16 protein-coding genes are annotated in these 12,414 nt (G+C 68.8%); 12 read left to right on the top strand and 4 right to left on the bottom strand.

Annotated features, from left to right (window positions below):
- The first annotated feature begins 223 nt into the window (after positions 1-223).
- A complete protein-coding gene (locus ACIRGA_RS39740) occupies positions 224-1,159 on the top strand; it encodes a DMT family transporter (protein ID WP_400952263.1) in 936 nt (311 codons plus the stop codon).
- Here ACIRGA_RS39740 and ACIRGA_RS39735 read toward each other — a convergent pair.
- On the bottom strand, positions 1,084-1,590 hold the full coding sequence (locus ACIRGA_RS39735) for a GNAT family N-acetyltransferase (protein WP_400952271.1): 507 nt from the start codon (positions 1,588-1,590) through the stop codon (positions 1,084-1,086). The genes ACIRGA_RS39740 and ACIRGA_RS39735 overlap by 76 nt on opposite strands.
- A gap of 134 nt (positions 1,591-1,724) precedes the next feature.
- Between ACIRGA_RS39735 and ACIRGA_RS39730 the strand changes: the two genes are divergently transcribed.
- Positions 1,725-1,922: a hypothetical protein gene (locus ACIRGA_RS39730; protein ID WP_400952261.1), complete on the top strand. Its 198-nt coding sequence runs from the start codon at positions 1,725-1,727 to the stop codon at positions 1,920-1,922.
- Between the two features lie 22 nt (positions 1,923-1,944).
- Here ACIRGA_RS39730 and ACIRGA_RS39725 read toward each other — a convergent pair whose 3' ends face one another.
- Entirely contained in the window at positions 1,945-2,304 is a 360-nt protein-coding gene (locus tag ACIRGA_RS39725; RefSeq protein WP_400952258.1) for a VOC family protein, read from the bottom strand.
- An 89-nt stretch (positions 2,305-2,393) separates the two neighbouring features.
- Here ACIRGA_RS39725 and ACIRGA_RS39720 point away from each other — a divergent pair, with 89 nt between their 5' ends.
- The 5 genes from ACIRGA_RS39720 to fgd are packed head-to-tail and all read left to right on the top strand — an operon-like array spanning position 2,394 to position 5,992.
- Positions 2,394-3,587: a zinc-dependent alcohol dehydrogenase gene (locus ACIRGA_RS39720; protein ID WP_400952255.1), complete on the top strand. Its 1,194-nt coding sequence runs from the start codon at positions 2,394-2,396 to the stop codon at positions 3,585-3,587.
- Positions 3,588-3,647: 60 nt separating this feature from the next.
- Positions 3,648-4,064 carry a CBS domain-containing protein gene (locus ACIRGA_RS39715; protein ID WP_400952252.1) on the top strand — a complete coding sequence of 139 codons (417 nt, stop codon included), beginning with the start codon at positions 3,648-3,650 and terminating at the stop codon, positions 4,062-4,064.
- Positions 4,065-4,081: 17 nt separating this feature from the next.
- Complete coding sequence (locus tag ACIRGA_RS39710; RefSeq protein ID WP_400952249.1) at positions 4,082-4,609, top strand: hypothetical protein; 528 nt, start codon at positions 4,082-4,084, stop codon at positions 4,607-4,609.
- A gap of 7 nt (positions 4,610-4,616) precedes the next feature.
- Positions 4,617-4,949, top strand: a complete 333-nt coding sequence (locus tag ACIRGA_RS39705; RefSeq protein ID WP_400952246.1) for a hypothetical protein — start codon at positions 4,617-4,619, stop codon at positions 4,947-4,949.
- A 38-nt stretch (positions 4,950-4,987) separates the two neighbouring features.
- Positions 4,988-5,992 (top strand): glucose-6-phosphate dehydrogenase (coenzyme-F420), encoded by a 1,005-nt coding sequence (fgd, locus tag ACIRGA_RS39700; protein ID WP_400952243.1) that lies wholly within the window; start codon positions 4,988-4,990, stop codon positions 5,990-5,992.
- A 50-nt stretch (positions 5,993-6,042) separates the two neighbouring features.
- Here fgd and ACIRGA_RS39695 read toward each other — a convergent pair whose 3' ends face one another.
- A complete protein-coding gene (locus ACIRGA_RS39695) occupies positions 6,043-6,186 on the bottom strand; it encodes a hypothetical protein (RefSeq protein WP_400952240.1) in 144 nt (47 codons plus the stop codon).
- 85 nt (positions 6,187-6,271) lie between these two features.
- Positions 6,272-6,685: an SsgA family sporulation/cell division regulator gene (locus tag ACIRGA_RS39690; protein ID WP_038515280.1), complete on the bottom strand. Its 414-nt coding sequence runs from the start codon at positions 6,683-6,685 to the stop codon at positions 6,272-6,274.
- Positions 6,686-7,220: 535 nt separating this feature from the next.
- On the opposite strand from ACIRGA_RS39690, the gene ACIRGA_RS39685 reads away from it, so the two are divergent.
- From ACIRGA_RS39685 to kstD, 5 genes are all read left to right on the top strand, one after another.
- On the top strand, positions 7,221-8,144 hold the full coding sequence (locus ACIRGA_RS39685) for a hypothetical protein (protein WP_400952268.1): 924 nt from the start codon (positions 7,221-7,223) through the stop codon (positions 8,142-8,144).
- A 60-nt stretch (positions 8,145-8,204) separates the two neighbouring features.
- Entirely contained in the window at positions 8,205-8,711 is a 507-nt protein-coding gene (locus tag ACIRGA_RS39680) for a winged helix-turn-helix transcriptional regulator (RefSeq protein ID WP_400952238.1), read from the top strand.
- A 56-nt stretch (positions 8,712-8,767) separates the two neighbouring features.
- Positions 8,768-9,286 carry an SRPBCC family protein gene (locus ACIRGA_RS39675; protein WP_400952235.1) on the top strand — a complete coding sequence of 173 codons (519 nt, stop codon included), beginning with the start codon at positions 8,768-8,770 and terminating at the stop codon, positions 9,284-9,286.
- Positions 9,286-10,323 carry an LLM class flavin-dependent oxidoreductase gene (locus ACIRGA_RS39670; RefSeq protein ID WP_400952232.1) on the top strand — a complete coding sequence of 346 codons (1,038 nt, stop codon included), beginning with the start codon at positions 9,286-9,288 and terminating at the stop codon, positions 10,321-10,323. The genes ACIRGA_RS39675 and ACIRGA_RS39670 overlap by 1 nt, the downstream gene beginning before the upstream one ends.
- Before the next feature lie 131 nt (positions 10,324-10,454).
- Entirely contained in the window at positions 10,455-12,200 is a 1,746-nt protein-coding gene (gene kstD / locus ACIRGA_RS39665) for a 3-oxosteroid 1-dehydrogenase (protein ID WP_400952228.1), read from the top strand.
- Positions 12,201-12,414: the final 214 nt, after the last annotated feature.

The raw sequence follows: 12,414 nt of genomic DNA, 5'->3' as shown, positions 1-12,414 counted from the left end.
CGCGCCCCCTCTACGGTGCGCCCGCCCCTGTCCCGCTTGCCCAACCCGGGGGTTTGGCCTATCGCCTGTCACCGGGGCGGGGCCCCCTGGGCCCCCCCCCACGGCCGGGACCTCCCGGAGCATGTAGGAGCACTTAACGTCGGTGTAGATCTTTTCACTTGTCCTGACGGGTCGCCCGAGGCAGCTTGGGAGAGGTATCGAGCGGCCCGGCGAAAGGAATCAAGTGAACATCGGCGCGCCGGGAACCCTGGTCCGGATGGGCGTTCTCGCCCTGTTGTGGGGATCGGGGTTCCTCTGGATCAAACTCGCGCTGACCGGGCTGCCGCCCGTTCAGGTGACCGTCATCCGCTGTGCCCTCGGCGCGGCCGTCCTTCTCGTGCTGAGCCGCTGGGCCGGGCAGCGCCTCCCGCGCGGCCGCCGGATCTGGGGCAGGCTCCTCGTCGCCGCCTTCTTCTGCAACGCCTTGCCGTTCGCGTTGTTCGGCATCGGTGAACTGACCGTCGATTCCGGTGTCGCGGGCGTCATGAACGCGACGACCCCGCTGTGGTCGTTGCTGATCGGCATCGGGATCGGAACCGAACGGCGGCTCACGGTGATCCGCGTGGGCGGGCTGATCCTCGGTTTCGCCGGCATCCTGCTGATCTTCGCGCCCTGGGAGAAGAGCGGCCTGCTGGGCTGGGGGACGCTGGCCCTGCTCGGCGCCGGGATCAGTTACGCGATCGCTTTCGCTTACATGGGACGGAAACTCGTCGGCGAAGGCGGTCCGATCGCGATCTCCGCCGCGCAGTTGCTGACCGCCACCGGACTGAGCGCGCTCGCGCTGCCCTTCGACGCCGCACCGGCCGGGCCACTGAACCTGACCGCGGTGCTGGCCGTCGTCGTACTCGGGATCTTCGGCACCGGCGTCACCTTCTACCTCAACTACCGGCTCATCGCCGACGAAGGCGCGACCTCCGCGGCGACCGTCGGCTATCTGCTCCCGGTCGTCTCGGTCGCGCTGGGCGCGATCGTGCTCGGCGAGGAACTCGGCCCGCGGGTGCTCGCCGGGATGGCCGTGGTGCTGCTGGGAGTCGCGCTGACGCGCTACGTGAGGTCTTCGGCGAGCAAGTCCATCAGCAGCCCGTCGTGCCAGCCCTCGCCGTCGGTGTCGCGCTCGTAGCCGCGCATCACGCCGACCTCGCGGAAGCCGACGGCCTTGTAGCAGCGGATGGCGGCGTCGTTGTCCACGGCGGGATCGATCACCAGCCGATGGTGCCCGCGATCGTGCAGCAGATACCGCGCCATCGTGCGGACGGTGTCCGTGCCCAGCCCCCGGCCGTGCGCCACCGGGTCGAGGAAGAGGTCGACCGACGCGTGCCGGTACATCGGGTCCTCCTCCTCGCCGTACTGGACGAAGCCGCGGACGACACCCTTTTCCAGGACGGTGAAACAGGCCGTCGTGGGATCGTCGAACGGCCAGGTGGGGGAGTCGTCGACCGAACCCCAGCGCGCCCCGACCTCTGCCGTGCCGCGGATGCGCCGCAGGTCCTGGACGTGGGCCTCGGTGACCGGGGTCAGGGTCACGATCTCCCCGCGCAACTCGGTGGTCAGTTCCCGCTCCGTCCGCTCGTCCGAATGGCGCCAGTCTAGGGAGAAACCGGCGGAGGCGCCGCCGGAACCGCAAGAACGCGGGGGCTTTCCCGGCCGGAATCGGGTATCAACGAAAGGGACGACGGAGGTGGGTCATGGGGAACCCGTTCGAGGAAACGCGTCCGGTGGACGAACTGGTCGACGGTGGGGCGACGGCCGTGCGGGCGGTGGTGTTGCGCAAGGCGACCGAAGCGGTCGTCGCGAACGCCCGCGACGCGACGGACTGCCGGATGCTGCTGGAGATGCTGGGGCTGCATTCCGGTACGCCGGTCCGGCGCGACGAGGCCGCCTGAGGTACGTGAAGACCCACGTGGGTCAACGCCGCGGCAGCACGCAGAATTCGTTCTCCTCCGGGTCGGCCATGACGACCCAGTCGTCCGACTCGGGGTCGTCGACGATCCTGGCGCCGAGTGACACGAGCCGGGCGACCTCCTCGCGCTGTTCGAGTTCGGTGGGCGCGAGGTCGAGGTGCAGCCGGTTCTTGCCCGACTTCCCCTCGGGCACCGGCTGGAAGAGCAGGCTCGGCACGTCGGGGCTCTTCAACTCGACATAGGTCACGCCGTGACCGTCGGTCCACCGCTCGGTCTCGGGATAGCCGAGTGCTTCCTTCCAGAACGCGGCCAGTGCTTCGGCCTCACGGCAGTCGACGGCGACGGCGAGCATCCGGGTTCGCATGGATCCACGGTGGCACGGAACGGCGAGGTTTGCCGGATGCGCGGACGGGCATCCGGCGGGGAGCAGACCCACTCGCCGAAGGGAGCACCATGAAGGCCGTCACCTGGCACGGGAAACGCGATGTCCGGGTCGACACCGTCCCGGATCCGAAGCTGGTCGAACCGACCGACGCCGTCGTGCGGATCACCTCGACCGGGATCTGCGGGTCCGACCTGCATCTTTACGAGGTCCTCGGCGCCTTCATCGACGAGGGCGACATCCTGGGACACGAGCCCATGGGCATCGTCGAAGAGGTCGGTTCCGGGGTGACGAACCTGAAACCCGGCGATCGCGTCGTGGTGCCCTTCAACATCTCCTGCGGCCACTGCTTCATGTGCGACCGCGGCCTGCAGTCGCAGTGCGAGACCACGCAGGTCACCGACCGCGGCAAGGGCGCGGCGCTGCTCGGCTACACCAAGCTCTACGGCCAGGTCCCGGGCGGCCAGGCCGAATACCTGCGCGTCCCGCAGGCCCAGTACGGCCCGATCAAGGTGCCGGACGGCCCGCCGGACGAGCGGTTCGTGTACCTCTCCGACGTCGTGCCCACGGCTTGGCAGGCCGTCGACTACGCGGACATCCCCGAAGGCGGCACGGTCGTGATCTTCGGGCTGGGCCCGATCGGGCAATTCTGCTGCCGGATCGCGAAACACCGGGGCGCAGGGAAGGTGATCGGCATCGACCTGGTGCCGGAACGGCTCGCGAAGGCCGCCGCGGCCGGCGTCGTCACCTTTGACACGCGTGAACACAAGAATCTCGGCGACCTCATCCGCGAGATCACCGGCGGCCGGGGAGCGGATTCGGTGATCGACGCCGTCGGGATGGAAGCGCACGGTGCCCCGATCGGGCGTATGGCGCAGAACCTCGTCGGCCTGCTGCCGGACCCGATCGGCGCGAAGATCACCGAGAAGGCCGCGATCGACCGGCTCAGCGTGCTGTACGCGGCCATCGACTGCGTCCGGCGCGGCGGCACGATCTCGCTGAGCGGTGTCTACGGCGGCATGGTCGACCCGCTGCCGATGATGGACCTGTTCGACAAGCAGATCACCCTGCGGATGGGGCAGGCCAACGTCCGGCGCTGGATCGACGACATCATGCCGCTGATCACCGACTCCGCCGATCCGCTCGGCGTCGAGGGCTTCGCGACGCACAAGATGCCGCTGAAGGACGCGCCCCACGCCTACGAGATCTTCCAGAAGAAGCAGGACGGCGCGGTCAAGATCCTGCTGGAGCCGTCGGCGGCTTGAGGTGTCGGCCCGCGGATGCCGGGTATCCGGTGGATGGATCCTGACGGAAGGAGCGATGGGATGACCACGGCACGAGACATCATGACCGCGGACGCGACCTGCGTGTCCGCGTCCGACACCGTGCTCGACGCGGCCAAGAAGATGGCGGCCGAGTCCGTGGGCGCGGTACCGATCTGCGGCGAGGACGGCAAGCTCAAAGGCATGCTGACCGACCGCGACATCGTGGTGAAGGTCCTGGCCGAGGGCAAGGACCCGCGGGCGCTGCACGCCTCGGAACTGGCCCAGGGCGAGGCGGTGACGATCGGCGCGGACGACGACGCCGAGGAGATCATGCGCACCATGGCGAATCACAAGGTCCGGCGCCTGCCGGTGATCGACGGGGACAAGCTCGTCGGCATCGTGGCGCAGGCAGACGTGGCGAAGGCCCTGCCCAACCCGGACAGCGGCGAGCTGGTGGAAGCGCTGTCCTACGACTGACCCGGCATACTCGCCCGGTGGCGTTCTTCGACATCGGGGGTTACGAACCCGTGTGGCTCTCCGGACTCGATTCGATCCGGAGGGCGCACGGGAATCGTTTGCGTGCGTTGATCGGTGAACGGCTTCAGCACGTCCACCTGACCTGGTTCACCGAGTACGCCGAGTGGCTCTCGGACGCGCCCGTGGTGGTGGACTTCGGTGCCGAACGGCTGGAGATCACGCACTGGAAGTTCGACGAGCTTTCCTTGACCTGGAACACGATCGACCCGTACGGGAAGTCCTCATGGGACTGGGGTGATCCGGCCGAGCCCAGCCCGCTCCGGTGGCGACAGGACGTCTACCCGGAACTGTCCGCATTGGAGGGTCAGGTGCTCCTAGACGTCGAGCTGCTCGACTGCGCGACGCGGGACATGGCGAACGGCATGGTCGCGCTCGGCTTCGTCTTCCCTCGTGGCCGGTTCACCGTGTTCAACGCACTCGACGAGAACGGCATCGAATACACCGAGCCGGACTCGTCCTACCGGAAACACTCGCTGGCGGGCTGAAAACGGGATGCGGCCGCCGTCGGAAGACGCGTCCGCCCTGCTCGTCGAAGCCGAAACCGCGCTGGGCGAACTGGAATCACTGATCCAGCGGATCAACCGGACCAACGCCGCGACCCGGCTCGGGGAGGGGACGATCACCGACGCGATCGCGCGCCGCGACGTCCTCCGGCTCAGGCACGGCGTCCTCACCGCGGCCGCCGACGCCGCGGCAGGTCGCAATCAGGGCGGGTACGGGGTCTTTCCACGCCTCCCGGCGCATTCCCGTCGGCACAGTGGTGTTCCCGACACCCTCGACCCGGTCGAGGCATGGGCGCGCCTGATCGACTCTGTGCCAAGGTGAAGAGCGGAACAACCCATGAGTCCAGGTGGTGACCCCGGATGGCACTGAAGATCGGTTACAAGGCGTCGGCCGAGCAGTTCGGCCCGCGCGACCTCGTCGAGTACTCCGTGCTCGCCGAGCAGGTCGGGCTCGACAGCGTGATGGTCAGCGACCATTTCCAGCCCTGGCGGCACCAGGGCGGGCACGCGCCGTTCTCCTTCGCGTGGATGGCGGCGGTCGGCGAGCGCACCGAACGGGTGGTCCTCGGCACCAGCGTGCTGACGGCGACCTTCCGCTACAACCCGGCCGTGGTGGCGCAGGCGTTCGGCACCCTCGGCAGCCTGTACCCGGGCCGCGTGCTGCTCGGCGTCGGCAGCGGCGAGGCTCTCAACGAGGTCGCGGTCGCCCGGATCGAGTGGCCCGCGTTCAAGGAGCGGTTCGCGCGGCTGCGCGAGGCGATCGAGCTGATGCGCAAACTGTGGTCCGAAGAGCGCGTCACGTTCGAGGGCGAGTACTACCAGACCACCGACGCCACCGTGTACGACCGTCCCGAGGGCGGGGTACCGATCTACATCGCGGCGGGCGGCCCGGTGATGGCGAAGTACGTCGGCAAACAGGGTGACGGTTTCATCTGCACCAGCGGCAAGGGGATGGAGCTCTACACCGAGAAGCTGCTGCCCGCGGTCGCGGAGGGCGCGGAGCAGGCCGGCCGGAGCACCGGCGACATCGACAAGATGATCGAGATCAAGCTGTCCTACGACCCGGATCCGGCGCAGGCGCTGGAGAACACCCGGTTCTGGGCGCCGCTCTCGCTGACGCCGGAGCAGAAGGCGGGTATCGAGGACCCGGCCGAGATGGAGAAGGCCGCGGACGCGCTGCCGATCGAACAGGTCGCCCGCCGCTGGATCGTCACCTCCGACCCGGCCGAGGCCGTCGAGCAGATCAAGCCGTACGTCGAGGCGGGCTTCAACCACCTCGTCTTCCACGGCCCCGGCCACGACCAGGAGCGGTTCCTGCGCTCGTTCTCCGAGCAGGTCGTCCCGGGTCTGCGCGAACTCGGCTGAACCGAGACGGGTGGCGGTGCCGCGACGGCGCCGCTACCCGTACCCCCAATTCACATCGCCGACGGGATGTTCTTGCCTTTCTTCCCGGTCGGCTTCTTCGGTTCTTGTGCGCTCTTCTTGACGCCGGGTTGCGCGTCCGCCCGGTCGAGCTGCTCCTGCTTGCGGATCGCCGTCGTGAACGCGAGGCTGGCCACGCCGATCAGCGGTTCGTCTTCGAGCCGGCGACCACGCCGGTGAAGGGCTACCTGCTCAGGGGCCCTGACGTCGTGTCCTGTGCGCTCAGGATTCGGTGACGAGCTTGCCGATCTCCTGGTCGAAGTCGAACCACTCCGGCTCGGAGCCCGCGGGGACGACGTCGTAGGTGCGGTCGAGGAATTCGGCCAGTTCCTGCGCCGGGGCCTCGAGGACCGCGCAGCCGTCGGGCGCGCTGAGGGCGAAGATCACGATCGAGGTGTCGTCGGCCGGGCTGATGATCACGTCGCCCTCACCCGATGGGGTGAGCAGGCCGTCCGCGAGGAGATCGCGGCCGAACATCCAGCGGACCGTTCCGCCGCCCGAGTGGTAGGCGACCACGACGGCATAGGGGTCTTCGGGGTCGTATTCGAGATCGGCCTGGACGGGGAGCGGGTCCGCACCGAATGTGCGCAGGCCGAAGACGATCGTCCCCCGGATGAGGTCGCTTTCCTTGTCCAACGCTTCAGCCCCTTACGTTCGGTTGCTGTTGATCTTCAGCTATGGATAACGCAATGTGAAGTCTTTTCGTGACCCGAGTTGACAAGATTCACACGTTCGGCTGAGAGCTGCGTCTCACGTGCTCACGGAGGGTCTCCGGCGGGCACGTGCGGTGAACGGCCGGGAAATGCGATCAGTCGTGCAAAAGAAAGAGATTCCGCACGTGCATATTCCGGTGAATGAGAATGGCCAACCGTTCGGCGGAGTGAATCGCTATTCCCCGTGGTTAACATCATTGTGCGTCGTTCACGTATTCCAGGAGATCGACGTGGCTCCGTCCTGGACCTCGGCGAGCATGGTCGTTGCGGAGGAAAAGGAGCGGTAATGGGCGTACGAATCACGGTCACCATTCCCAGGTCGGACTCCGGCCGTCGTGACACGGTCGATGGGCCGCGCGGCCCATCGGTGCCAAGGTCCGCCCCGGCCCCGCCGGGTGCCGTGACCGGGCAGCCGGTCTCCCGTTTCCGGGGGCGCCGCCGTGATTGACCGGCTTCCGATGCGGATCGGGCGGGCGGACATCGACCGGCTCGAAGAGGTCATCGCCGAGCTTCGGGCGCGCGACTACCGGGAAGGCGGCGGTTCCTGCCGGGAGCTGCTGCGGGTATTGGAGCCATACGGCACCGCACTGCGGCGCGGGATGATGTCCGAGCCGCTGGCCAGGCGGCTGGCCGGCGTGGTTGCCGATTTGCACAATCTCAGGGGCTGGACGGAATTCGACTCCGGCAGGCCCGTGCGGGCCGAGCGGCACTTCCGTCGTGCGCTCGAACTCGCGGCGGAGGCGGGCGCCGACGATCTTCTCGCCAACATCCGTTACCGGCTCGGCAGAATGTATCTGCATCACCGCTCGCCGGCGGAAGCGCTCGAGCAATTCGGGCACGGGCAGCTCGCGGCGCGCCGCGCGAGGCGGCCGTTGTCGCGGGCGATCCTGTCGGCGAACGAGGCGTGGGCCTACGCCCTGCTCGGTGACGTCCGCCAAGCGCTGGACAAGCTTTCCCTTGCCTCGGACCAATTCGCGGACTCGATTGGCGACGCCGCCCCTTCGTGGTCCGCCTTCTTCACGGCCGTCGACCTGGCCGCGATGATCGGCACGGTGCGCACGGAACTCGCCAGGCTCGTCGACGTCCGGCATTGCCGGGAGGCCATTCCCGCGCTCACCCAGGCCATCGACGGCTACGGTCCGGACATGGTGCGCAGCCGATCGCTGACGATGATCTGGCTCGCTGTCGACCACGCGCTGGAAGGCGATCTGGACCGGGCCGCGGAGGTCGGTCTCGCGGCGATGGAGATCGCGGACGGGATCCGTTCCGCGCGGACACGAGATCGTTTGCGGCCACTGTCGGAAAGCGTACGGAAGCGAGTGGGTGATATTAATGCGCGAGATATTCTTGACCGGATCGCAACGTTTCGAGCCAGTGCCTGAGCGCCGGAGAATAGGTGGAGGAATGACCGGATCAATTTCGCCGCGCGTAAGCTCGCCGGTATGAAACGGACTTCGTTCGCGCAGTGGCCGTGTTCGATCGCGCGCACCATGGACCTGCTCGGCGACTGGTGGACGCCGCTGGTCCTGCGCGAGGCGTTCTACGGGATCCGCAGGTTCGACGAGTTCCAGCAGGAGCTCGGCATCGCGCGGAACACCCTCGCCGACCGGTTGCGCCGTCTGGTCGGGGAGGGGCTGCTGGAAAAGCGCGCCTACCAGGCCGAACCTGTCCGCTATGACTACGTCCTGACCGAGAAGGGCGCGGATTTCTACGGCGTGCTCGCCGCGATGTCGCGCTGGGGTGACCGCTGGCTCTCCGGGGAGGACGGGCCGCCCGTCACCCTGCATCACGAGACCTGCGGGCAGGACACGCATGCGGAAGTCGTCTGCGCGCACTGCGCCGAGCCGCTGACCGGGGAGAACACCCGGGCGCGGCTCGGGCCCGGCTACCCGCCGAAGCTGGCGGACCGTCCCGATGTAGTGCGCCGCTTCGTCGCGCAGGAGGTTTGACAAGGTAAGTCCATCTACGCAACTATCGAGGTCACGAGCACGGGAGGGCGACCACGATGGAGTGGACGGGCGCCAAGTACGCCGACAAGCCGACGGTTGAGGTCCAGGCGTGGGTCGACGCCGCCCCGGAACGGGTCTGGTCGATCGTCTCCGACGTCCGGCTGATGCCAGAGATGAGCCCGGAACTCCAAGCGGCCGAGTGGTGTGACGGTGCGGAGGGCGCGGCGGCGGTCGGCAGGCGGTTCGTCGGCCGCAGCAAGCACGACGCGCTCGGCGAATGGGAGACCACCTCGTACGTCGTCGAATGCGATGAGCCGCGCGTGTTCGGCTGGGCCGTGCACGACGCCGAGACGCCCACCGCGCGGTGGCGCTTCACCCTGGAGCCCGAGAACGGCGGGACGAAGCTCCGGCAATGGATGCAGATGGGGCCGGGACGGTCGGGTCTTTCGCTGGCCATCGACCGGATGCCGGACAAAGAGGAGAAGATCGTCTTCGTCCGGCTGCGCGAGTTCGAGAAAGCGATGACCGGCACTCTCGCCGCGATCAAGGAACGGGCGGAGGCGGACGGCGCGTGATGCGGACGGCGACCACGGTCGAGGCTTCGCGCGGCTGGCGGGAAACGCTGGAGTTCGTGCTGGAGGCGGAAAAGCTCGGCCTCGACGACTGCTGGGTCGCCGAGGCGTGGGGATCGGACGCTCCGTCCGTGCTCGGCTATCTCGCGGCGCGGACGGAGCGGATCAGGCTCGGCTCGGGCATCATCCAGCTCGGCACCCGGACCCCGGTGGCGATCGCGCAGGCCGCGCTGACGCTGTCGGACCTGTCCGGTGGCCGGTTCGACCTCGGGCTCGGCGCTTCGGGGCCGCAGGTGATCGAAGGGCTCCACGGTGTCGCGTTCGCCCGGCCGCTGACCCGGATGCGGGAAACGGTCGCGATCATCCGCCAGGCGTTCGCGGGGGAGAAGATCTCGTTCTCCGGCAAGGAGTTCGAGATCCCGTTGCCGGGGGAGAGCAAGCCGATGCGGCTGTCGTCGGCGCCGAATCCGGATATCCCGATCCATCTGGCCACGCTTTCGCCGAAGCTGCTGGAGCTGACCGGTGAGATCGCGGACGGCTGGTTGGGCACCAGTTTCGTCCCGGAGGGTGCGCAGGCCTACTTCGCGCATATCGACGCAGGTCTCGCGAAGGCGGGCCGTTCGCGCGCGGACCTCGAAGTCTGCCAAGGCGCGGAGGTCGCCTTCGCCAGGGACGAGGACGAGTTGCGCGGGATGGTCGCGGGCCGCAAGGCCGAACTCGCGTTCAGCCTCGGCGGGATGGGTTCGGCGAAGACCAACTTCTACAACAACGCCTACAGCAGGCAAGGCTGGGCCGAGGCCGCCGAGGCGGTGCGGGAGCGCTGGCAGGCGGGCGACCGGGAAGGCGCGGCCGCGCTGGTGACCGACGAGATGGTGCTCGGTACGACGCTGATCGGCACCGAACCGATGGTGGCTCAACGGCTGCGCGTCTGGCAGGACGCCGGCGTCGACACGGTCCGGCTGTATCCGGCGGGCGAGACGGTCGCCGACCGGCTCACCACCCTGGGCCGCGCGCTGGACCTGGTCCGCGCACTGGGCTGAATGTCCGCGCCGGTTGAGGTGACCGGCCGAGCGTGGCGGTCACCGCCTGCTCCAAGCGGGTAGAACTTGTTTCACTTTTCGTCCCGGCTGGAGAACATGACCTCGCTCGATCCCCCACGCGAGGAGGATTCATGGGTCCCGATCTCCGTCTGTCCCGGCGTCAGGTCCTGCGCGGCACCGGGATCGCGCTCGCTTCGGGACTGCCGTTCGCGGGGACGGCTTCGGCGGGCTCCGCGGTGCTCGGCGAGTACGACGTCGTCGTGGTCGGAGCGGGCGCGGCGGGGATGACCGCCGCGCTCACGGCGGCGAAGCGGGGACTCAGCTGCGTGGTGCTGGAGAAAGCGGCGAAATTCGGTGGTTCGGCCGCCCGGTCGGGGGCGGGGATCTGGATTCCGTGCAATCCGGTGCTGGCACAGGCCGGCGTCCGCGACACCCCGGAGAAGGCCGCACGGTACTTGGCCGCCGTGGTCGGCCCGTCGATCCCCGCCTCGCGGCAAGAGGCGTTTCTCGCCAACGGCCCGGCGATGCTGTCCTTCGTGATGGCCAACAGCCCGCTGCGGTTCCGGTGGATGGAGGGCTACAGCGACTACTACCCGGAATTGCCCGGCGGGATGCCGGACGGCCGCTCGATCGAACCCGACCAGCTGGACGGGAACATCCTCGGCGCCGAACTGGCCAACCTGAACCCGCCGTATCTCGCCACGCCCGCGGGGATGGTCGTGTTCAGCGCGGACTACAAATGGCTCGCGCTGGCCGCGGTCAACCCGAAGGGCGCCGCGGTGGCCGCCGCCTGCCTCGCCCGCGGCACGGCCGCCGCGCTCGCCGGGCAGAAACCGCTCACCATGGGCCAGTCGCTGGCCGCGGGACTGCGGGCCGGGCTGCACCGCGCCGGTGTCCCGGTCTGGCTGAACACACCGTTGACCGATCTCGTGATCGAGAACGGGAAGGTCACCGGGGTGACCGTCGTGGCGGGTGTCGTGAAGGCGCGGCGCGGTGTCATCGTCGGCTCCGGCGGGTTCGAGCACAACGCCGCCATGCGGGCCGAATACCAGCGCCAGCCGATCGGTACACAATGGACTGTCGGCGCGCGGTCGAACACCGGTGACGGGATCCTGGCCGGAAGGCGCGCCGGAGCGGCGCTGGACCTGATGGACGACGCCTGGTGGGGGCCGGCGATCCCGCTGCCCGGCGAACCGTACTTCTGCCTCGCCGAGCGGACCCTGCCCGGCGGGCTGATGGTGGACGCGGCGGGCAAACGATTCGTCAACGAAGCGGCGCCGTACAGCGATGTCGTGCACACGATGTACGACCGGAACCCGACGACGCCCACCATTCCTGCCTGGCTGATCGTCGACCAGCACTACCGCAACCGGTATCTCTTCCGCGATGTCGCGCCGCTGCTGCCCCTGCCCGCGGAGTGGTACTCGGCGGGCGCGGTCAAGAAGGCGTGGACCGTGGAGTCGCTCGGCACCGCTATCGGTGTCCCGCCGCAGGCGTTGCGTGCCACGGTCGACCGGTTCAACGGGCAGGCACTGTCCGGTGTGGACAGTGATTTCCATCGGGGCGCCAGCGTCTACGACCATTACTACACCGACCCGCACGTCCTGCCGAATTCGTGCCTCGCCGCGCTCTGGGAACCGCCGTTCTACGCCTTCAAGATCGTCCCGGGCGACCTCGGCACCAAGGGTGGGATGCGCACCGACGCGCGGGCGCGGGTCCTGCGGGCGGACGGTTCGGTCATCCCCGGGCTGTACGCCGCCGGAAACGCCAGTGCGGCGGTGATGGGCCCCAGCTACGCGGGCGCGGGGTCGACGATCGGCCCGGCGATGACGTTCGGGTATGTCGCGGCGAACGATCTCGCCGATCAGACCGCTTGACGCGCCGCGTTGAAGAGGCGGGTGGTGGGGTGAAGGCTCCCTTCACTGCGTCTGATGCGGTGATGGGAGCCTTCGGCCCTGGTCGTGCGCGGGTCGTGGGTGGGGGGGGGGGGGGGGGGGGCACACCCCCCCCCCCCCCCCCCCCGGGGGGCCCGAGAGGTGGGGGGGGGGGGGGGGGGGGACGGGGGGGGGGGGGGGCCGGGAGGAAAAAAAC

Origin of the sequence: Amycolatopsis sp. NPDC102389, assembly GCF_044765885.1 — a bacterium.
In the GTDB taxonomy this organism is placed as follows: Bacteria; Actinomycetota; Actinomycetes; order Mycobacteriales; family Pseudonocardiaceae; genus Amycolatopsis.
The sequence above is the reverse complement of the archived record's forward strand: the minus strand, read 5'-3'. Positions and strand labels throughout refer to the sequence as shown.